General features: G+C 72.3%; 20 protein-coding genes. 11 read left to right on the forward strand and 9 right to left on the reverse strand.

The window, feature by feature from the left end; translation table 11 throughout:
* Nucleotides 1-15 precede the first annotated feature (15 nt).
* Together ACNF49_RS41555 and pyrG are read right to left on the reverse strand one after the other, a co-directional pair.
* Nucleotides 16-627, reverse strand: coding sequence for an NUDIX domain-containing protein (locus tag ACNF49_RS41555; protein ID WP_357968321.1), 612 nt, complete (start codon nt 625-627; stop codon nt 16-18).
* Nucleotides 624-2,288 carry a CTP synthase gene (gene pyrG, locus ACNF49_RS41560; RefSeq protein WP_357968319.1) on the reverse strand — a complete coding sequence of 555 codons (1,665 nt, stop codon included), beginning with the start codon at nt 2,286-2,288 and terminating at the stop codon, nt 624-626. Before pyrG ends, ACNF49_RS41555 begins: the two co-directional genes overlap by 4 nt.
* A gap of 110 nt (nt 2,289-2,398) precedes the next feature.
* Between pyrG and ACNF49_RS41565 the strand changes: the two genes are divergently transcribed.
* The 3 genes from ACNF49_RS41565 (at nt 2,399) to ACNF49_RS41575 (ending at nt 5,105) form a co-directional block, all read left to right on the forward strand.
* Nucleotides 2,399-3,082 (forward strand): DapH/DapD/GlmU-related protein, encoded by a 684-nt coding sequence (locus tag ACNF49_RS41565; protein WP_357968317.1) that lies wholly within the window; start codon nt 2,399-2,401, stop codon nt 3,080-3,082.
* A 63-nt stretch (nt 3,083-3,145) separates the two neighbouring features.
* Nucleotides 3,146-4,264, forward strand: coding sequence for an NAD(P)H-dependent flavin oxidoreductase (locus ACNF49_RS41570; RefSeq protein WP_482941193.1), 1,119 nt, complete (start codon nt 3,146-3,148; stop codon nt 4,262-4,264).
* A 61-nt stretch (nt 4,265-4,325) separates the two neighbouring features.
* Complete coding sequence (locus ACNF49_RS41575) at nt 4,326-5,105, forward strand: GntR family transcriptional regulator (protein ID WP_482941194.1); 780 nt, start codon at nt 4,326-4,328, stop codon at nt 5,103-5,105.
* Here the strand turns inward: ACNF49_RS41575 and ACNF49_RS41580 are convergent.
* A complete protein-coding gene (locus ACNF49_RS41580) occupies nt 5,062-7,440 on the reverse strand; it encodes a GcvT family protein (protein WP_482941195.1) in 2,379 nt (792 codons plus the stop codon). The genes ACNF49_RS41575 and ACNF49_RS41580 overlap by 44 nt on opposite strands.
* Before the next feature lie 68 nt (nt 7,441-7,508).
* Between ACNF49_RS41580 and ACNF49_RS41585 the strand changes: the two genes are divergently transcribed.
* From ACNF49_RS41585 to ACNF49_RS41595, 3 genes are read left to right on the forward strand one after another with little or no spacing between them, the layout of a single operon-like run.
* Entirely contained in the window at nt 7,509-8,414 is a 906-nt protein-coding gene (locus tag ACNF49_RS41585) for a phosphotransferase (protein WP_482941196.1), read from the forward strand.
* 4 nt (nt 8,415-8,418) lie between these two features.
* Nucleotides 8,419-9,024 carry a DUF4126 domain-containing protein gene (locus tag ACNF49_RS41590; protein WP_357968305.1) on the forward strand — a complete coding sequence of 202 codons (606 nt, stop codon included), beginning with the start codon at nt 8,419-8,421 and terminating at the stop codon, nt 9,022-9,024.
* Between the two features lie 60 nt (nt 9,025-9,084).
* Complete coding sequence (locus tag ACNF49_RS41595; protein WP_482941197.1) at nt 9,085-10,221, forward strand: ScyD/ScyE family protein; 1,137 nt, start codon at nt 9,085-9,087, stop codon at nt 10,219-10,221.
* Between the two features lie 93 nt (nt 10,222-10,314).
* Here ACNF49_RS41595 and ACNF49_RS41600 read toward each other — a convergent pair whose 3' ends face one another.
* Genes ACNF49_RS41600 through ACNF49_RS41610 form a run of 3 tightly spaced genes read right to left on the reverse strand, consistent with a single transcriptional unit; the run spans nt 10,315 to nt 12,816 of the window.
* Complete coding sequence (locus ACNF49_RS41600; protein WP_482941198.1) at nt 10,315-11,109, reverse strand: alpha/beta fold hydrolase; 795 nt, start codon at nt 11,107-11,109, stop codon at nt 10,315-10,317.
* Between the two features lie 11 nt (nt 11,110-11,120).
* Nucleotides 11,121-12,029: a LipP1 family hormone-sensitive lipase gene (gene lipP1, locus ACNF49_RS41605; protein ID WP_482941199.1), complete on the reverse strand. Its 909-nt coding sequence runs from the start codon at nt 12,027-12,029 to the stop codon at nt 11,121-11,123.
* Complete coding sequence (locus ACNF49_RS41610; protein WP_357968295.1) at nt 12,019-12,816, reverse strand: glucose 1-dehydrogenase; 798 nt, start codon at nt 12,814-12,816, stop codon at nt 12,019-12,021. Before ACNF49_RS41610 ends, lipP1 begins: the two co-directional genes overlap by 11 nt.
* A 160-nt stretch (nt 12,817-12,976) precedes the next feature.
* On the opposite strand from ACNF49_RS41610, the gene ACNF49_RS41615 reads away from it, so the two are divergent.
* The gene (locus tag ACNF49_RS41615) at nt 12,977-13,582 is read left to right on the forward strand and encodes a hypothetical protein (protein ID WP_482941200.1); all 606 of its coding nucleotides are present in this window, start codon (nt 12,977-12,979) and stop codon (nt 13,580-13,582) included.
* Between the two features lie 59 nt (nt 13,583-13,641).
* On the forward strand, nt 13,642-14,202 hold the full coding sequence (locus ACNF49_RS41620) for a Uma2 family endonuclease (RefSeq protein ID WP_482941201.1): 561 nt from the start codon (nt 13,642-13,644) through the stop codon (nt 14,200-14,202).
* A gap of 57 nt (nt 14,203-14,259) precedes the next feature.
* On the opposite strand, the gene ACNF49_RS41625 is transcribed toward ACNF49_RS41620, so the two are convergent.
* Nucleotides 14,260-14,823, reverse strand: coding sequence for a dihydrofolate reductase family protein (locus ACNF49_RS41625; RefSeq protein WP_482941202.1), 564 nt, complete (start codon nt 14,821-14,823; stop codon nt 14,260-14,262).
* A gap of 87 nt (nt 14,824-14,910) precedes the next feature.
* Complete coding sequence (locus ACNF49_RS41630; protein WP_482941203.1) at nt 14,911-16,422, reverse strand: hypothetical protein; 1,512 nt, start codon at nt 16,420-16,422, stop codon at nt 14,911-14,913.
* A gap of 177 nt (nt 16,423-16,599) precedes the next feature.
* Between ACNF49_RS41630 and ACNF49_RS41635 the strand changes: the two genes are divergently transcribed.
* Both ACNF49_RS41635 and ACNF49_RS41640 read left to right on the forward strand, forming a co-directional pair.
* Complete coding sequence (locus ACNF49_RS41635; protein ID WP_482941204.1) at nt 16,600-17,073, forward strand: hypothetical protein; 474 nt, start codon at nt 16,600-16,602, stop codon at nt 17,071-17,073.
* Entirely contained in the window at nt 17,073-17,426 is a 354-nt protein-coding gene (locus ACNF49_RS41640) for a winged helix-turn-helix domain-containing protein (protein ID WP_482941205.1), read from the forward strand. The genes ACNF49_RS41635 and ACNF49_RS41640 overlap by 1 nt, the downstream gene beginning before the upstream one ends.
* Before the next feature lie 227 nt (nt 17,427-17,653).
* On the opposite strand, the gene ACNF49_RS41645 is transcribed toward ACNF49_RS41640, so the two are convergent.
* The gene (locus ACNF49_RS41645; protein WP_482941206.1) at nt 17,654-18,211 is read right to left on the reverse strand and encodes a hypothetical protein; all 558 of its coding nucleotides are present in this window, start codon (nt 18,209-18,211) and stop codon (nt 17,654-17,656) included.
* Nucleotides 18,212-18,461: 250 nt separating this feature from the next.
* Between ACNF49_RS41645 and ACNF49_RS41650 the strand changes: the two genes are divergently transcribed.
* Nucleotides 18,462-19,334 carry a serine protein kinase RIO gene (locus ACNF49_RS41650; protein WP_482941207.1) on the forward strand — a complete coding sequence of 291 codons (873 nt, stop codon included), beginning with the start codon at nt 18,462-18,464 and terminating at the stop codon, nt 19,332-19,334.
* Nucleotides 19,335-19,356 lie beyond the last annotated feature (22 nt).

A 19,356-nucleotide genomic window follows, 5' to 3' on the forward strand; every position in this document is an offset into this window, starting at 1 on the left:
GACATGGTCCTTCCGTCACGCCTCCGGGGCGTCGGCGGGGCGCAACAGGGCGAATCCCTCAACCGAAGCCGCATATGCGGCGAGGATACCGGCCACGGCCGGGGAATTGTGGATCATTCCCATGAGCGCCTTCTCGACCGCGTCGGACAGCGGCACCCATTCGACCGGCATGCCGATCTCCTCGTGCCGGTGGACGAAGGTGTTCTCCTCGTCGGGGATCCTGCTCAGGCCGCGGGCGAGGAAGACCCTGATCCGCTCGTCGGTCATGCCGGGAGAGGAGCGCAGGTCGACCAGGGTGTGCCAGGTGTCGGCGCGGTAGCCGGACTCCTCGGCGAGCTCGCGGGCCGCGGTGTCGGCGAGCGGTTCGCCCGCCACGTCGCGGATGCCGGCCGGCAGCTCCCACATGAGCTGCCGGGTGGGGTGGCGGTACTGCCTGATCATCAGGACGCGGTCGCGGTCGTCGAGCGCGAGCACGGCGACCGAGCCGGGGTGGACGACGTAGTCGCGGTCGGCGACCTCGTCCTGGGGCATCCTGACCGTGTCGGTGACGACCTTGATCACGTAGCCCTGGAAGTGTTCCTTGGACGCGACGACGTCCCACGCCTCGGGCGTGTCCTGGACCTTCACTTGCCGACCTTGGTGGTCACGCGGCTGTCGGCGTAGGCCAGGGCGGCGCCGATGAGGCCCTTGAACATCGGGTTGGCGCGGGTGGGGCGGGAGCGGAACTCGGGGTGCGCCTGCGTGCCGATGAAGAACGGGTGCACGTCGACGGGCAGCTCGGTGTACTCCACCAGACGGCCGTCGGGCGACAGGCCGGAGAAGACCAGGCCGACGTTCTCCAGGCGCTCGCGGTAGGCGTTGTTGACCTCGTACCTGTGGCGGTGGCGCTCGTCGGCCTTGGCCTTGCCGCTGTAGAGCTGCCTGGCCAGGGTGCCCTCGCCGAGCTTGGCGGTGTAGCTGCCGAGCCGCATGGTGCCGCCCATGTCGCGCTCGCCGGCGACGACGTCCTCCTGGTCGGCCATGGTGGAGATGACCGCGTGCTTGGTGTCGGGGTCGAACTCGGCGGAGTTGGCGTCCTCGATGCCGGCCATGTTGCGGGCGGCCTCGATGACCATGCCCTGCATGCCGAGGCAGATGCCGAGCAGCGGGATCCGGCCCTCGCGGGCGTGCCGGATGGCGCCGATCTTGCCCTCGATGCCGCGCACGCCGAACCCGCCGGGGATCAGCACGCCGTCGACGCCGTCGAGCTCGCGCTCGGCGCCCTCGGGGGTCTCGCAGTCGTCGCTCTTGACCCAGCGGATGTTGACCCGCGCGTCGTTGGCGAAACCGCCGGCGCGCAGCGCCTCGGTGACCGACAGGTACGCGTCGGGCAGGTCGATGTACTTGCCGACCAGCGCGATCGTGACCTCCTTGGCCGGACGGTGCACGCGGCGCAGGAGCTGCTCCCACTCCTTCCAGTCGACGTCGCGGAAGGGCAGACCGAGGCGGCGCACGACGTAGGCGTCGAGGCCCTCGGCGTGCAGCACCTTGGGGATGTCGTAGATGGAGGCGGCGTCGACGGCGGAGACGACGGCGTCCTCGTCGACGTCGCACATGAGGCTGATCTTGCGCTTGATCGCCGTCTGGACGGGACGGTCGGAGCGCAGCACGATCGCGTCGGGCTGGATGCCGATGCTGCGCAGCGCGGCCACACTGTGCTGGGTCGGCTTGGTCTTCAGCTCGCCGGACGGGCCGATGTAGGGCAGCAGCGACACGTGCAGGAAGAAGACGTTGTCGCGGCCGACCTCGTGCCTGATCTGGCGGACGGCCTCTAGGAACGGCAGCGACTCGATGTCGCCGACCGTGCCGCCGACCTCGGTGATGACGACGTCGACGTCGGGGCCGGCCATGCCCCGGATGCGGTCTTTGATCTCGTTGGTGATGTGCGGGATGACCTGGACGGTGTCGCCCAGGTACTCGCCGCGCCGCTCCTTGGCGATGACGTTGGAGTAGACCTGGCCGGTGGTGACGTTGGCCGAGCCGTGCAGGTCGGTGTCGAGGAAACGCTCGTAGTGGCCGACGTCGAGGTCGGTCTCGGAGCCGTCGTCGGTGACGAAGACCTCGCCGTGCTGGAACGGGTTCATCGTGCCGGGGTCGACGTTGAGGTAAGGGTCGAGCTTCTGCATGGTGACCCGGAGACCGCGCCCCTTGAGCAGCCGGCCGAGGCTGGAGGCCGTGAGCCCCTTGCCGAGACTGGAGGCGACACCGCCGGTGACGAACAGATGCTTGGTTTGCGATGCGCTGCGCAAAGGGGCTCCCGTGGCTCGAATGGTGGCCGATGTGTCCACGGGCTCTCAGGATATCAAACAACGCCCCTCACATGCCCGAACGGCATGACCTAGCGGTAACTTTGGGCCCTATGTCACTAGTACGCCGGGCCATGGGCGCGCTGATTCACCGTGCGTACGCGGCGATCCGCCACGCCGGGGCGATCTCCCCGGACTCCACGGCGGGTTACCGATTCCGCCGGATCGGCGAGGGAGTGAGCATCGCCTTCCCGCCGGGGGCGATCTTCGGCGAGCGGTGGATCGAGATCGGCGAGCACACCCTGATCGGCGAGCGCGTGTCGATCTCCTGCGGCATGTGGCCGGGCGTCGAGCTCGGCCCCGACTCGATCCTGCGGATCGGCGGCTCGTGCTCGATCGGCAGGGGCTCGCACATCGTGGCCCACCAGTCGATCGACATCGGCGACCACGTCTTCACCGGCCCGTACGTCTACATCACCGACCAGAACCACGTCTACGACGACCCCGAGACGCCGATCGGGCGGCAGTGGCCGCGCAACAGCCCGGTCTCGATCGGCGCCGGGTCCTGGCTCGGCACGGGCGCGATCATCCTGCCGGGCACCGTCCTCGGGCGGCAGTGCGTGGTGGCGGGCGGCGCGGTGGTGCGCGGCGAGTTCCCCGACCACAGCGTGGTGGCCGGGGTGCCCGCCAAGCGCGTCCGCGGGTACACGCCCGAGCTCGGCTGGCACGCCCCAGGCGCCGCCGAGGCCGCCGCGGCGATCGCCCTGGCACTCGACGGGCAGGCCGGGCCGTCCTGAGGGCTGGGACCGGCCCGAGAACGGGGATGGACCGAACAAGCTTCTGGCGGTTAGCGTCGGTGCATGCGGACCGCCATCTGTGAGCGCCTGGGCGTCGAGTTCCCGTTGTTCGCCTTCAGCCACTGCCGCGACGTGGTGGCCGCGGTCACGAACGCCGGCGGGTTCGGGGTGCTCGGGGCCGTCGCGTACTCCCCTGAGCGGCTCGACGCCGAGCTGACGTGGATCGACGAGCGGGTGGGCGGGCGGCCGTACGGGGTGGACGTGCTCGTCCCCGGCCGGATCGACGCCTCGGCGCTCGACCTGCGGGCCCACCTGCTGGACTTCGTGCCCGACCGCCACCGCGACTTCGTCGCCCACCTGCTGTCCAAGTACGGCGTGAACGCGCCGCCGCAGCCCCTGAGCGCGGTGGCCGACGAGTTCGGCAGGCGGGTGACGGCGTCGGGGGCGACCGCGCTGATCGACGTGGCGCTCAAGCACCCGATCGGGCTCATCGCCAGCGCCCTCGGGCCGCCGCCGCCGGAGATGGTGGCGAGCGCCAGGGAGGCGGGCGTGCCGGTGGCCGCGCTGGTCGGAACCGTGGAGCACGCCCGCAGGCAGGTGGCGGCCGGGGCGGAAATCGTCGTGGCCCAGGGCACCGAGGCGGGCGGCCACACCGGCGAGATCTCCACGATGGTGCTCGTGCCGCAGGTCGTGGACGCGGTCGCGCCGGTCCCGGTGCTGGCCGCGGGCGGCATCGCCTCGGGACGCCAGATGGCCGCGGCCATGGCGCTCGGGGCCGAGGGGGTCTGGTGCGGCTCGGTGTGGCTGACGACCGAGGAGGCGGAGACGTCGCCCGCGCTCCGGCGCAAGCTGCTGGCCGCCTCGTCGCTGGACACCGTGCGGTCCCGGTCGCGTACGGGCAAGCCGGCGCGGCAGCTCAGGTCGGCCTGGACCGAGGAGTGGGACTCCGGGCAGGAGAGCCCGGGGCCGCTGGGCATGCCCCTGCAACTGCTGCTGGCCGAGGGGGCGATGGCCCGCATCGGCGCGGCGGCCGACCGCGGCGACCCGGGGGCCGTGGAGCTCGTCACCTACTACGTGGGCCAGGTGGTGGGCCAGCTCGACCGGGTGCGGCCGGCCCGTGACGTGGTGTACGACATGATCAGCGAGTTCACCGACGCCGTGACCCGTCTCACCTCGACCTGAAGGCCGTCTCACCGCCCCCGTGCGGAGTGGTTCCTCCCGTATGGCCCGATAGCATGCGCGTGTGGTCGGGACACCGCCTGAGCTGGAGCGTGGCACCGGGGTTCCCGCGCACACGCAGATCGAGCAGTGGCTGCTGGCGGCGATCTCGTCCGGCGAGATGGCCCCGGGCGACCGGCTGCCCGGCGAGCGGGAGCTGGCCGCCCGCCTCGGCGTGAGCCGGATGACCCTGCGCCAGGCCCTGGCCACCCTCGAACGCGACGGCGTGCTGATCAGGCTCCCCGGCCGGTCGGGCGGCGCGTTCGTGGCCGAGCCGCGCATCGAGTGCGACCTGACGGGCCTGGCCGGGTTCACCGAGCAGATGCGCCGCGCCCACCTGCGGGCCGAGGCGCGCATCCTGACGGCCGCCACCGTGCCGGCGCCGGCGGGCGTGGCCGCCGCGCTCGGCGTCGGGCCGGGCGAGCCGGTGCACGAGGTGGCCCGTGTGCGGTCGGCGGGCCGTTCGCCGGTGGCGCTCGAACGTTCCTTCTTCCCCGCCCTGCCCGGCTTCCTCGGCGAGGACCTCGGCGGCTCCCTCTACGCCCTGCTGGCCGGCCGCTACGGGCTGGAGCCGCGGACCGCGGTCGAGCACCTGGACCCGGTGATCGCCGGTCCTGAGGAGGCGGCCGAGCTGGGCATCGCTGCGGGCGCGCCGCTCATGCTGATCGAGCGCACGGCCTACGCCGCCGACGGCACCCCCGTCGAGTACGCCCGCGACCTGTTCCGCCCCGACCGGGTGCGCCTGTCGGTGCGCAGCGGCGTCACCGCGCCCGCGACCCCGCCGGGTCATGCAGCGGCTCCCTGACCACGACGCCCGGCACCCACTCCCCCTCGACCTCGACCTCCACCTCGCCCCCCGGCCCGACCGGCAGGTACGCGTAGGCGATCGACTGCTTGACCGTGTACCCATAGCCGCCTGAGGTGACCCGGGCCACGACCTGGCCGTCCACCCGTACCGGCTCGTTGCCCAGGGCGACCGCCCGCGGGTCGGCCAGGGTGAGGCAGCGCAGGCGGCGGGCCGGGTCGGGGTTGAGGGCGTCGCGGCCGAGGAAGTCCTTGCCGGGCTTGACGCAGAACCCGAGCCCGGCCTCGTACGGCGTCGTCTCGGGCCCGATGTCGGCCCCCCACACCCGGTACCCCTTCTCCAGCCGCAGGCTGTCGATGGCCCGGTAGCCGCCCGCGACCAGCCCGTACGGCTCGCCCGCCCGCCACAGCGTCTCCCACAGCGCGAGCCCGTACTCGCTGGAGCAGTACAGCTCCCAGCCGTGCTCCCCCACGAACGTCACCCGCAGCGCCAGCGCGGGCACGTCGCCCACGGTGAGCTCCCTGGCCGACATGAACGGGAGATCCGGCGGGTCCGGGGTCAGCCCGGACAGGATGTCGCGGGCCTTGGGACCCCACAGGGCGAAACAGGCGTACTGGCCGGTGACGTCGGCGATCCTGGCCGTCGAGCCGGTGAGCGCGGCCTGCCGGCGCAGCCAGGCGAGGTCGCGGGAGCCGGACGCGGTGCCGGTGACGATCAGGAACTCCTGCTCGCCGCGCCGGGTGACGGTGAAGTCGCACTCGATGCCGCCGCGCCGGTTCAGCGCCTGGGTGTAGGTGACGGCGCCCACCTGGCGGGCCACGCGGTTGTCGCACACCCATTCCAGCAGGGCGGCGGCGTCCGGGCCGGTGACCTCGATCTTGGCGAAGGAGCTCTCGTCGAACAGCCCGGCCGTGGTGCGGGTGGCGCGGTGCTCGGCCCCGACGGCGGGCGACCACAGGCGCCCGGCCCAGCCGCGGGGGCGTTCGTCCGCGCCGCCGGGGGCGGCGGAGTAGTGGTTGACCCGCTCCCAGCCCGCCTTCTCGCCGAAGACGGCCCCGTGGGCGGCGTGCCAGGAGTAGGCGGGCGAGACCCGCAGCGGGCGCCCGGCCGCGCGCTCGTGGCCCGGGTAGCGGATGTCGTAGTACGTCTCGTAGTTCTCGACCGAGCGTCTGACCGTGTACGACGGCGACCGGTACTGGCGGCCGAAGCGGCGTACGTCCATGTGGTGGACGTCCATGCCGGGCTCGCCGTCGACGATCCAATCGGCCATGACCCGGCCGATGCCGCCCGCGCCCGCGATGCCGTGGGCGCAGAACCCGGCCGCCACGAAGAGCCCGCCCACCTCGGTCTCCCCCAGGCAGAACTCGTTGTCCGGGGTGAACGCCTCCGGCCCGTTGATCAGCTTGCGGATGCCGACGTCGGCCATCGCGGGCACCCGGATCCGGGAGTTGGCGGAGATCTCCTCCAGCCGCGGCCAGTCCTCGGGCAGCAGCCTGCCGTTGAAGTCGGCCGGGACGGCGTCGTAGGAGGTCTCGGAGGCGGTCCAGGGGGCGCAGGTGCGCTCGTAGCCGCCCATGACCAGGCCGCGCACCTCCTGCCGGTAGTAGACGAGCAGGTCGGGGTCGCGCAGCGTGGGCAGGACGGGGTGGTCGTGGCAGGCGTCGGTGACGACGTACTGGTGGGACATCGGCACGATCGGGACGCGCACCCCGGCCATGCGGCCGATCTCGGCGGCGAACATGCCGCCGCAGTTGACCACGATCTCGCAGGCGATGTCCCCCTGGTCGGTGCGGACGCCGGTGACGCGCCCGCGTTCGACGCCGATGCCCAGCACCCGCGTACGGGTGCGCACGCGGGCGCCGCCCTCGCGGGCCCGGGCGGCGAGGGCGTAACACAGCATCGAGGGGTCGACCTGGCCGTCGGTCGGCAGGTACGCCGCCCCCACCACCCCCGTCGGGTCCATCAGCGGGAACAGCTCCACCGCCTCGGCGACCGAGATCTCCTCCAGCGGCAGCCCGAACGTCCTGGCCCAGCCGATCTGGCGGCGGATCTCGGCCATCCGCTCGGGGGTGGAGGCCAGCTTGAGTCCGCCGCACTCGGTCCAGCCGGCGTCGAGGGTGCGGTAGAGCTCGACGGAGTACTGGTTCATCCGGGTCAGGGTGGGGTCGGAGCGGAGCTGGCCGACCAGGCCCGCCGAGTGGAAGGTGGAGCCACTGGTGAGCTCGTCCCGCTCCAGCAGGACGACGTCGCGTTCGCCGCGCCGGGTGAGGTGGTAGGCGACGGACGCGCCGCCCACCCCGCCGCCGATGATCACGATGCGGGCCGAGTCGCTCATGGTCGCGAGGCTAACCCGCGTACCTTAAAAGGTCTAGACCGTTTAGAGCGGCGGAGCTAGCATCGATCATGGCGATCGCCCGGGTCCTCGACCGCATCCCGCTGCTGTCCGGCCTGCCGCGCTCCGTCGAGGAGCTGCCCGGCGGGATGACCAACCGCAACTACAAGGTCACCACCCCGGCCGGGGTCTACGTCGTGCGCGTGGCCGCCAGCGACGGCTCCCTGCTGGGCATCGACAAGGACGCCGAGCACGCCGACTCGGTCGCCGCCGCGCGGGCCGGGGTGGGGGCGCCCGTGCACGGCTACCTGCCGGAGGCGGGCGTGCTGGTGATCGGGTTCCTGCCGGGCCGGACGTTCACCGAGGCCGACCTGTGGGAGCCGGCGAACCTGCCCCGGGTGGCGGAGGTGTGCCGGCGGTTGCACGCGGGGCCGCGCTTCGTCCGGGATTTCGACATGTTCGAGGTGCAGCGGGGGTATCTGCGGATCGTCCAGGAGCGAGGTTTCCGACTTCCTGCGAAATATCTGGATTTCATGCCCGCCGCCGCAGAAATCAGGAAATGTCTGGCGGTACGCGCCGAGACCACCGTCCCCTGCCACAACGATCTCCTGCCCGGCAACATCGTCGAGTGCGGCGACCGCCTCCACCTCATCGACTACGAGTACGCCGGCAACAACGACCCCTGCTTCGAGCTCGGCAACCTCTGGAGCGAGGCCGACCTGCCGCCCGGCCACCTGGAGGAGCTCGTCACCGCCTACTACGGCCGCCGCCTGCGCCACAGGATCGCCCGTGCCCGGCTGCTCGGCCTGATGTCCAAGTACGGCTGGACCCTGTGGGCCTCGATCCAGGACGGCGCCAACGACACGATCGACTTCGACTTCTGGTCCTGGGGCATGGAGAAGTACGAGCGTGCGGCGGCCGAGTTCACCCGGCCGGGCCTGGCCCACGTGATGGAGGCCGCGGCGGGGGCAGACTAGGGGGATGTTCGCCGCGCTGACCGGTCTCGGCCTCTCCACCGCCGCCGGCCTGAACGCCTACATCCCTCTCCTGGTCGTGGGCGTGCTGGCCAACCTCACCGACCGGGTGAAACTGCCCGACGGCTACTCCTGGCTGTCGAACTGGGGCGTCCTGGCGATCATCGCGGTGCTGCTGGTCGCCGAGATGGTCCTCGACAAGGTGCCCGCCGTCGACACCGTCAACGACGCCATCCAGACCGTGGTGCGCCCGGCCGCGGGCGGCGTGGTCTTCTCCGCCACCAACGCCGCCGCCGAGATCGACCACTCGACCTGGATGACCGAGAACCCGTGGGCCGGCTGGCTGCTGGGCATCGTGATGGCGCTGGCCGTCCACACGCTGAAGGCGACGGCCCGTCCGGTGATCAACGCGGGCACGGCGGGGGTGGGCGCGCCCGTGGTGAGCACCGCCGAGGACGCCGGCTCGCTCGGCATGAGCCTGATCGCGGTGTTCCTGCCATTGCTGGTGATCGTCGTGCTGCTGCTGCTCGCCCTGCTCGCGTGGTGGACCTTCCGGCGGGTACGCCGGCTGCGCGCCCGGCGCAGGATCAGGAGAAATCCACCCCCAGGCTGAGTACGCCTCACCCTGCGGGCTGATCCGCTCCCCCGTCCCGCGCTCCTACGGTGTTCCCTCATGAAGCGAGTCATCATCACGGGGGGAGTCGCTGCTCTCGGCCTGGCCGCGTCGGTCGCGCCCGTCCCGGCGTCAGCGTCCGCGCAGGCGAGCGTCACGGTCGTCGCCGCCAAGCTCGACGGCCCGCGCGGCCTGACCTTCGGCCCCGACGGCGCCCTGTACGTCGCCGAGTCCGGTTCCGGCGGCAAGATCAAGTGCGCGACCGTGCCCGCCGAGCCGGGCGGCGAGGCGAGCAAGGTGTGCCTCGGCCTCACCGGGAAGATCTCCAAGCTGGCCGACGGCCGGCTGACCACCGTGGTCAAGGGCCTGCCCTCGGCCGGCTCCGACGGGCTCGGCACCGGCCCGCACGACGTCGCCTTCGCCGCGGACGGCTCCATGCTGGTGCCCGTCGGCCTGGGCGGCAACGGCAAGCTGCGGGCCGACCTCGGCCCCAAGGGCCGCACCCTCGGCACGCTGCTGAAGATCAAGGACGGGAAGTCGTCCGTCATGGGCGACCTGCTCGCGTTCGAGGTCAAGCACAACCCCGACAAGAAGGACAAGGGCAGCGCGATCGACTCGTACCCGTTCGCGGTCGTGCCGACCCCGCAGGGCGGCGCGCTGGTCACGGACGTGGGCGCCAACGACGTGCTCCAGGTCAGCGCGTCGGGCAAGGTGACGCTGCGGGCGGTGTTCCACGCGCGCAAGGTCGCGGCCCCGGCCATGCTCAAGCTCGCCAAGGGCAGCAAGGTGCCGATGCAGTCGGTGCCGATGGGCATCGCGGCCGCCCCCGACGGCTCCTACTACGTCGCGGAGCACGCCGGCTTCCCGCAGCCCGAGGGCGTGGCCAGGGTGTTCAGGCTGGCCGGGAAGAAGACCGAGACCGCCGTCAAGGGCTTCACCACCGCGGTCGACGTCGCCTTCGACGCCTCGGGCCGGCTGCTGGTGCTCGGCTCGGTCGGCCCGGTGCCCGCCGACCACCAGCCCCGTACGTCGCTCTACCGGATCGAGGCCGACGGCACGCGCACCGAGCTGCTCAAGCCGGGCACGCTGACCGTGCCGCTGGGCATGGCGGTCGCCGCCGACGGTTCGGTCTACGTGTCGAACAAGGGCTTCACCCCCGGCAAGGGCGAGATCGTCCGGGTGGAGCCGCCCGCATAGACGTGTGAGCGCCATGGCCCCCAACCCCCTGTGCGCGCTCACACGAAGGGCCCGGCAGCAGCGTCCGCGCTGCCGGGCCCTTCACCATGTCGTTCAACGCCCCCTGAGCCAGCCCTCCAGCACGCGGACGAACTCAGCCGGGCGCTCCTCGTGCAGCCGGTGGCCCGAGCCCTCCCAGCACACGACCTTCGAGTCCGGATGCTTGAGCAGCCCGGCCTCCCACGCCGCGCGTCCGGGGTCGGCCCAGATCGACAACACCGGGCAGCTCCGACGGGCCAGGTAGTCGTCACTGGCCGGCCGCACGCCGATGGCCCCGGGCGCGGTGAACATGGCCTCGAACGCCTCGGCCAGCACGTGCGGGGGCATGCCGGACAGGCGGCGCTTGTGCCAGCGCCGGATGACGGCGGGGGTCGCGGAGGTGGTGCACCACCGGTCGATCTCCTCGGCGACGGCGTGCGGGTGCTCGCCGCGCAGGCCCGCGATCATGCCGGGGAAGCCCGCGGCGAGGTCCTGGCTCATGCCGTAGCCGGGGTCGAGGGCGACCAGCGCCCGTACGCGGCCGGGATGCTCGACCGCGAGGATCGAGACGACCTGGCCGCCCATCGAGTGGCCGACCACGATCACCTCCGGGACGTCCAGGCGGTCGAGCAGCGTGTTCAGGTCCTCGGCCATCGCCTGTGGGGTGTTGCCGGTCTCCGGGACCGAGGAGTAGCCGTGGCCGCGCAGGTCCACGGCGATGACGCGGTGGCGGGCGGCCAGGGCGTCGATGTGCCAGGACCACTGGTGGGAGTCGGCGCCCCAGCCGTGCACGAGCAGCAGCGGCGGGTCGCCGGCGCCGTCGTCGGTGTAGAAGAGGCTGATGGTTGCCGAAATTTCGGCGTGTGGCATGAAATATCCCCTTATTTGAGGGCGCGGATGGCGGCGCACACCCGGTCCATGGCGTCGCGGGCGGCCGGCAGGATCGGGCCCGTGCCGAAGAAGCCGTGGAACAGGCCCTCGTACCGGACGCACTCCGCCTCGACCCCGGAGTGGCGCAGGTGGCGGGCGTACGCCTCGCCCTCGTCGCGCAGCGGGTCGTGCCCGGCCGTGATCACCAGGGCCGGCGGCAGGCCGCTCACGTCCGCGCCCAGGGGCGAGCTGTACGGCTCCCCGCGCCGCTCGTGATCGGGCTGGTAGCAGTCCCAGAACCACCGCATGTGCGCCGTCGTCAGGAAGTATCCCTCGCCGTTCCGGTCGTAGGAGGGCCAGTGGCGGACGGCGTCCGTCGCGGGATAGACCAGCACCTGCAGCACGATCGGCGGCCCGCCCTCCTCGCGCGCCCGCAGGCAGGTGACGGTGGCGAGGTTGCCCCCCGCGCTGTCGCCCGCCACCACCAGCGCCCCCGGATCGGCGCCGAGGCCGGCCGCGTGCTCGTGGGCCCACCGGGTGACGGCGAAGGCGTCCTCGACGGCGGCCGGATAGGGGTGCTCGGGCGCGAGCCGGTAGTCGGCGGCGACCACCACCGCCCCGGACCCGGCGCAGATCTGGCGGCAGACACCGTCATGGCTGTCCAGCGACCCCAGCGTGAACCCGCCGCCATGGAAGTACACGACGAGCGGCCGCCCCGCCGCACCCTCCGTAGGCCGGTAGACGCGCACGGGGACGCCCGCCGCCTCGCGGTCCTCCACCCGACCCACGGGCATCGGCTCCGGGCTCGGGACCGAGGCCAGCACGCGCCGCGCCGCCACGGGGTCCCAGGGCCCCTCCCCCTTGGGGAAGAACTCGCTCATCAGGTCGATGACCGCGCGGGTCGGCTCGTCAACGGCCATCTCCGGCCTCCTCCTCCGTCGCGGGAGCGGCCTCGCGCGGGACGGAGCCCAGCAGGGCCGTCTCCCCCGCCGTCCAGCCGCCGTCGATGGCCAGCTCCGCGCCCGTGACGTACGAGGCCGCGTCCGACAGCAGGAACGCGATGGCCTCGGCGACCTCCTCGGGCTCCCCCCATCGCCCGGCGGCGGCCAGCGGGAACGTGCCCTCGCCCGAGACCGCGCCCAGCGAGGCCGTCATCGGGGTGACGATCATCCCGGGATGCACCGAGTTCACCCTGATGCGGTCCCGCCCGAACTCCAGCGCCGCGATCTTGGTCAGCCCGCGCACGCCCCACTTCGACGCGCCGTACCCGCCCGTGCCGGGCAGCGCGGTCAGCCCCGCGACCGACGAGAGGTTCACCACGGCCCCGCCGCCGGACGCCCGCATGGCCCCGGCCACGGCCTTCAGCCCGAGGAACACGCCCACCAGGTTCACCTGGAGCACCCGCTCGAACTCCGCCAGGGACTGCTGCTCGATGGTCCGCACCGTGACGATCCCGGCGTTGTTCACCAGCCCGTCGAGCCGCCCGTGCGCCTCGACGGTCGCGGCCACGACGGCCGCCCACTGCTCCGGGTCCGTCACGTCGTGCGGGACGAACATGCCCCCGACGTCCTTGGCGGTGGCCGTCCCCTCCTCGGTGAGCACGTCGGTGAGGACGACCCGCGCCCCGCCCGCCGCGCACCGGCGCGCCGTGGCCGCGCCCATGCCCCGGGCGCCGCCCGTGATGATCACTACCTTGCCGTCGAGCACGCGCACCCCTCATCCGAGACGACCGAACATGTGCACTGAAACACGCGCCCACGTCCCCGATCAAGGGCTTGCTCGGCACGGTCGCCGGAACCCGGGATCCCCGTCGCGCGTTGAACCCCTTGGGGGTCGAACTATCCTTCTAAGCAACGAACCACGGGAGGTGGCGGAGATCAGCGAGTTCCTTGTCATCGTGCTGGCCATCCTGGCGTTCCTCCTGCTGCTGACCGGCGTGGGCGTCTATCTGCTGGTCAAACTGGGCAAGAAGGCGGCCAAGAAGGCCCGGCAGGCCACCACCCGGCTGACCACGCACGTCAACGCCATGGGCACCGGCGACGCGGCCGAGGTCGAACGCCTCCGTCTCGACCTGCGCCGCGAGGTGGCCCTCACCCGCCAGGCCGTCGAACAGGCCCAGCAGCGCGGCTGGGGCCTCGGCGACCTGCCCCGGCTGCTGGCCGACCTGTCGGCCCAGGCCGACGTGCACGACGGCCAGCTCGCCATGTACGCCCAGCAGCGCCGCGTCTCGCCGTACGTCGACCACGCCGCCCTCGACCGGCTGCGCGAGCACCAGGCCAAGCTGACCGCCATGTGCGCCCGTATCCGCGCCGACCTCCTGGGCGACCAGATGCACCACGCGTCGTCCGGCATCGACGAGCTGTACTCGCGCACGGAGCTGGAGATCGAGGCCCGCCGCCGTCCCCCGGACCCGCTGGACCAGATCGACGAGCTCTACCGTCGCTCGATGGAGCAGCGCAAAGACCCCTCCTGAGCCTCGTCCGCCGTGGCACCATGAGCGCGCCGAGCGCTCGTCCGGAAGGTGCCCGCCCGATGTCCCCAGCCCTGCCTGCGCGGTCGCGCACCTTCACCGCGGACCCGCTCGACGGGCTCCCGCCGGGTGCTCCCCGGCACGCCGAGCTGATCGACGGCGTGCTCGTGAGGCGGCCGCCGCGGACCGCCTTCCACATGTTCGCGACCCGGCTGTTCGAGCGGTCGCTCAGGCCGCCCGCGCATCTGGCGGTGATCCGCTCGATGACCGTGGCCCTCGGGCCGCGGCTGCTGCTCGCGCCGGACGTCCTGGTGGCCGACAGGCCGGTGATCGGCCCGGCCACCACGTCCTTCCGTCCTGATCAGGTGCACCTCGTCTGCGAGGTGGTCGCGGCGGAGTCCCGGGAGCGGGATCGCCGCACCAGGCCGGTCAGGTACGCCGAGGCGGGCATCGAGCACTACTGGCGGGTGGAGTGCGAAGACGGCCAGCCGGTGGTGCACGCCTTCCGCCTCGACCGCGACGCCGGGGCGTACGTGTCGGCCGGTGTCCATCGCGGGCGGCTGCGCCTCGACGTCGGGTTCGACGTGGACGTCGACCTCGGCCTGGAATGGCCGCCCGCCTAGCTCCGCTGTCACGGCGGTCGAGGGGCCCTCGACGGCGCGGACCGGCCGCGGCCGGGGTCAGCGGTGCCGGCGGTACTGCAGCTCCATGATCCCGCCGCTGGAGGCGAAGCTGGAGACCAGGTCGAGCCGGTAGGACTTGGGGAAGCCGTCGAACAGCCTGGTGCCCTCGCCCGCGACGTAGGGGTACACGCTCAGCCGGAACTCGTCGATCAGGTCGAGCCGCATGAGCGACCGCCAGAGGCCGACGCCGCCCCAGACCAGGACGTGGCCGTCGCCGTCCAGCCGGAGCTTGTCGATCTCTGCCGCCGTGTCGCCGTCGGCGACGGTGGTGTTGGCCCAGTCGGCCGTCTTCATGGTCCGGGAGAAGACGACCTTGCGCCCGGCGGTCAGGATGTCGGCGAACGGGTGGTCGGTGGCGGTCGTCATGCCCTTGGCGATGCCCTCGTAGGCGGTGCGGCCCATGACGTGCGCGTGGGCGCCGCGCAGGAAGTCGAGGTAGGCCGGGGAGTCGGGCCGGTTGTTCTCGGGGAGGTCGAAGCAGAACTTCCAGAAGTCGGTGCCCTCGTCGGCGAGCAGGCCGTCGAGTGAGTAGTTGAACACTGTCGCTATCAGCTTCCGCATGAGCGCGTCTCCGTGGTCTCGGGTCGTCCGGTGACACGTAGGACATCGGTGCCGCCCGGAACTCATCGGTGCCCGGCCGGACGCCGCTCAGTACTTGTCGACGCAGATGGTCAGCGCGGGCACGGGCCACGTCCAGGAATGTCTGGTCACGCCATCGCAGGCGGTGGCGTCCTTGTCGGCGTTCCCCCGCAGGACGCGCCGCACGGTGAACGTCTTCGGCGCTCGGCACTTGCGGGCGAAGTCCACGTACTCATCGTTCTTCGACCACTTGTAGCAGTAGTCCCGCCCGAACTGGTACGCCAGGCAGTACAGCACGTCGTTGTGGATGAGGTAGCGGTGATTGGTCTCGCCGTCGCAGAGGCCGGAGGGAGTGGTGATGGCGGCCACCCGGTAGGGCGCGCCCTGCTTGCAACTGTCGGTCACCGGCGCGTCCGGCAGGCCGGACAGGCAGTCGCCGACCTTGAAGTCGGCCACCGGCTCGCTCGGCGCCGAGGTCGGGGCCACAGTCGGGGCCTCAGTCGGGGCCACAGTTGGGGGCGAGGTGGGTGGCGCCTGGGTGGGGAAGTCGGTGGGCGCGGGGAACGACGACGACGTCTCGGCGGGCTCGTTCGTGGTGCTCGGAGAACCGGCCAGGGTCTCGCGCACGGTGTTCTTGATCACGTTCTTCCCGACCACCGCGAGCAGCACCAGCACGACGGCCGCCACCGCGGCCCCGATGCCGAGCATTCTCGACCGTCCGGCCCCCGAAGCCGCCTCGGCCTGCCGGACCGGCGGCGAGACCGGCTCCGGCTGCGCCGCCTCGCGTAATCGCGCGGCCCACTGCGCGGGCATGGGACGGCTGAACGGGGGCTGGTCGAGCGCGGCCGTGGCGAACTCCGCCAGGCCGGGATGGACGGCGGCCAACGCGGACACGTCGGTCGCGGACGGGCCACGGGCGAAGACGCGGACGGCCAGCAGCGCGAACTGGTAGGCGTCACCCTGCGGCGTCCCCGGCTGCTCCCCGGCGGGAATGCGCCGGTCGGGCGGCGTCTCCACGGGCGGCAGCGCCCGCGCCCCGCCCAGCCCCATCGCGTCGCAGCCGATGAGGAAACATCCCGGCCGGGGCTCCGTGGTGAACAGCACGTTCTCGGGCGACAGGTCGCCGACGACGACGCCCATCGTGTGCAGGCGGGCGAGCGTGTCGGCGAGATCGGCCAGGATCAGCAGGCGGTCGCGGTCGGTGACGTCGTCCCGGCCGAACAGGCGGTCGACGGTCGCGAGCCGGCGTACCGCGCCGGACGGGCCGGGCGTCTCGCGGAAGAACCGCTGAGGCACGGTCCGCATCAGGAAGCCGACGACGGCGCCGTTCTCCGCCACCAGTTCGGCCGGCCAGGCCGCGCGCTCCTCCAGCCAGGCGGCGTCCGACGGGGAGAGACGGCCGGTCAGCTGGGTCATCGCGGTGAGGACGGCGACGTCGAGGTCCGGTCGGACGTCGTAGTCGATCTCCTTGTACGCGACGCCCGGCCGGCCGTTGATCCTGCCGCTGAGCTCCTCGTGGACCATCCCCTGGCCCTCACGCCCGAGCGGGCGCCCCAGAGCGAGCTTTGCGCGGCCGATCACGGTTTGTCACCCCTGGCCTTGACCATGCAGCGACCCTAGTTCCGCCGCTGCCGAAGATCAAAGAGACATGGCTCACCTCCGGGCGCCGGGCCGTTCGGCCGCTGACGACTTTCCCGAGAGGAAAACAGATGGTACTTTCCTCACAGGAAAGTAGTAGTCGACCTTGGAAGTAGGCCCATGAACCAGCACGACGCCCAGACTTCGCTCGACGACATCCACCGTCTTCAGGACAGGACCCGGCAGCAGATCGTCCGACAGAGCTTCGCGCTCCCCCGCGTGCTCGTCTCCGCGCTCGGCCTCTTCGTCATGCTCGCGGCCATGGACCTGCCGAGCCCCTGGCGCTACCTCGGCGCGGCGCTCGGGGTGGTCGTGTACGCGGGCGTGGGGATCGTCTACGAGCACCGGGCCTCGGTCCGGCGGACGGCCACCCGCCGGGAGGCCGTGTTCCACGGCGTGCTGCTGGCCTGGGTCATGGTGGCCTTCGGCATCGGCCGGATCGCCTCCTTCGCGCTGTTCGACCTGCCGCCGCACGGGATGCTGTCGCAGGCGGTCGCGGGCGCGGCCGTGGCGGCCGTGGCGTACGTCGCGGCCACGCCCGTCAACCGCCTGGTCATGAAGTCGATCGTCCAGCAGGGTGGCGGGGCCGCCTGATGGATCCGCTCTTCGACGAGTTCCTGCACGTCCCGGCGCGTCTGTCGGTCGTGGCGCTGCTGGCGCCGGCCGACTGGGTGGACTTCGGCTTCCTCAGGGACTCGGTCGGCACCAGCGACTCGGCGCTGTCCAAGCAGGTCTCCGCGCTGGCCGCCGCCGGATACGTGGTCGTCCGCAAGGACCAGGACAAGCGGGCGCGGCGGACGTACGTGCAGCTCACGCCGCAGGGGCGGTCGGCCTTCCAGCGGCATGCGGCGGCCCTGGAGCGGATCGTCGCCCTCGCCCGCGACTCCGCCGACCGGCCCACCACCGACCGACCCACCACCGACCAGCCCGCCGCCGACCAGAAGTGACGGGCCCGCCGGGTAAGGCCACGGCGAGCGGACGGCGCGGGCCCGACGGTTCACGGCACCGGCCCGACGGTTCACGGCACGGGCGTCGCCCGTTCCCGGCCACGGCGTCGGCAGAGCCCCTCACCCGGCCACAGCGTCGGCGGAGCCCCTACCCGGCCACGGCGATGGCGGAGCCCCTCACCTGGCCACGGCGATGGCGGAGCCTCGCGCCCGGCCACGCGTCACGCTCAGCTGTCCCAGTCCGCGTAGATCACGGCGGCCAGCTCCTGTTCCGTGGCGCCCTTGCGGGCCAGGGCCTTGGTGGCCTGGGCCTGGGCCATCGTGGGCAGGCGGCCCTCGATCAGCACGGGCAGCGAGAGCCGGCGCACCAGCACCTCCGTGGCCGCGATCCCGTACGGGCGGCGCGTCACGGCCACGTTGACCCGCAGCGCGTGCTCGTTGCCGGGCGGCACGCCGGGGCGGTCGATCTCGACGGCCGAGTAGCGGAAGCCGTTCGCGAGGTCGCAGGAGGCGCAGCCGGCCGGGCCACGGCTCAGCCTGCCGCCGCACTCGGGGCACGTCAGGCGGTCGTAGGCGGCATCCACGACCCGCCACGGGTGCCTGTCGGGCTCGTCGGCCACCATGCGGGCGATGAGCTGCTCGTCCGGAGGGTCCACGGTGCCGAACTGGGCCAGCAGGAAGGCCCGCCAGCCCGCCTCGACCAGTTCGTCCACCAGCCCGGCGCAGCGGTCGCAGTCCGGCGCGCCGGCGGGTTCCCGATGTCCGCACACCTCACATCGCCGCATGGCCCGAACCGTACAAGCCGGGCAAGTCGCGGCGCACCCGATTATCGGGCCGTCGTTTATTCGATTGCGGGGGCCGTGCCGGACACGGCATACTCGTCCGCGTTGATCGCAGCGAGACGAAGGGAGGCTGAGACCGTGACGACCGTTGCCCGCGTGCCGTTTTCCGCGACCTCAGACCTTCCCACCAGGTGTCCGCTGACCTGATCCGTGCGGCGAGCCGGTGGGGCCTCGAAACTGGAGACATCTCACCGTGCCCAAGCACTCGCAGCACCGCCGCCGTGGCAAGTTCGCGCTCGACGCCGACGACATCGAATGGCTCGAAAGCACCCCCGAGACCGATGACGGGCCGCCCGAGGGCGACCGCTGGTCCACCTGGGATCAGAGCACGCCCACCGAGAAGGGGCCGAAGCCCTACCCCGGCTGGCTGGTCACCGAGCTGGCCGCCGTCGACACCGAGCTCGGCCTGCTCAAGACCGGCAAAGAGGCCGACGTCCACCTGATCTCGCGTGGCGTGCCCGGCACCGACCGGGTCTGCCTGCTGGCGGCCAAGCGCTACCGCTCCTCCGAGCACCGCCTGTTCCACCGGGACTCCGGTTACCTGGAGGGCCGCAGGGCCCGCGAGAGCCGGATGAACCGGGCCATGGCCAACCGCACCGCCTTCGGCAAGCAGGTGATCGCCGCGCAGTGGGCGGTGGCCGAGTTCGGTGCGCTCTGCCGGCTCTGGGAGCTGGGGGTGCCGGTGCCGTACCCGGTGCAGATCGTGGGGACGGAGATCCTCGAGGAGTTCGTCGGCACCTCCGACGGGTTCGCCGCCCCGCGCCTGGCCCAGGTCTCCGACGGCCTCGACGACCTGTGGGAGCAGCTCGTGGCGGCCATGGTGACGCTGGCCGCGGAGGGGCTGGCGCACGGGGACCTGTCGCCGTACAACCTGCTGGTGCACGACGGACGGCTGGTGATCATCGACCTGCCGCAGATCGTCGACGTGATCGCCCACCCCGCGGGCCCGTCGTACCTGGAACGGGACGCCCGCAACGTGGCCACCTGGTTCGCCGCCAAGGGCGTGGCCGCCGCGGACCCCGACGCGCTCGCCGACCTGCTCCGCAAGGAGTCCGGCCGGACGTGACCGGAGCGCCGCCCCGGCGTCC

The organism is Actinomadura sp. ATCC 39365 (assembly GCF_054392275.1).

Excerpts from the sequence above, each read along its gene's own strand:
- ACNF49_RS41590 (WP_357968305.1), top strand. The coding sequence starts at position 8,419 with ATGTTCGCCGCGCTGACCGGTCTCGGCCTCTCCACCGCCGCCGGCCTG.
- lipP1 (WP_482941199.1), bottom strand. The coding sequence starts at position 12,029 with ATGGCCGTTGACGAGCCGACCCGCGCGGTCATCGACCTGATGAGCGAG.
- ACNF49_RS41585 (WP_482941196.1), top strand. The coding sequence starts at position 7,509 with ATGGCGATCGCCCGGGTCCTCGACCGCATCCCGCTGCTGTCCGGCCTG.
- ACNF49_RS41640 (WP_482941205.1), top strand. The coding sequence starts at position 17,073 with ATGGATCCGCTCTTCGACGAGTTCCTGCACGTCCCGGCGCGTCTGTCG.
- ACNF49_RS41635 (WP_482941204.1), top strand. The coding sequence starts at position 16,600 with ATGAACCAGCACGACGCCCAGACTTCGCTCGACGACATCCACCGTCTT.
- ACNF49_RS41620 (WP_482941201.1), top strand. The coding sequence starts at position 13,642 with ATGTCCCCAGCCCTGCCTGCGCGGTCGCGCACCTTCACCGCGGACCCG.
- ACNF49_RS41580 (WP_482941195.1), bottom strand. The coding sequence starts at position 7,440 with ATGAGCGACTCGGCCCGCATCGTGATCATCGGCGGCGGGGTGGGCGGC.
- ACNF49_RS41570 (WP_482941193.1), top strand. The coding sequence starts at position 3,146 with ATGCGGACCGCCATCTGTGAGCGCCTGGGCGTCGAGTTCCCGTTGTTC.
- ACNF49_RS41645 (WP_482941206.1), bottom strand. The coding sequence starts at position 18,211 with ATGCGGCGATGTGAGGTGTGCGGACATCGGGAACCCGCCGGCGCGCCG.
- ACNF49_RS41600 (WP_482941198.1), bottom strand. The coding sequence starts at position 11,109 with ATGCCACACGCCGAAATTTCGGCAACCATCAGCCTCTTCTACACCGAC.
- ACNF49_RS41565 (WP_357968317.1), top strand. The coding sequence starts at position 2,399 with ATGTCACTAGTACGCCGGGCCATGGGCGCGCTGATTCACCGTGCGTAC.
- ACNF49_RS41595 (WP_482941197.1), top strand. The coding sequence starts at position 9,085 with ATGAAGCGAGTCATCATCACGGGGGGAGTCGCTGCTCTCGGCCTGGCC.
- ACNF49_RS41625 (WP_482941202.1), bottom strand. The coding sequence starts at position 14,823 with ATGCGGAAGCTGATAGCGACAGTGTTCAACTACTCACTCGACGGCCTG.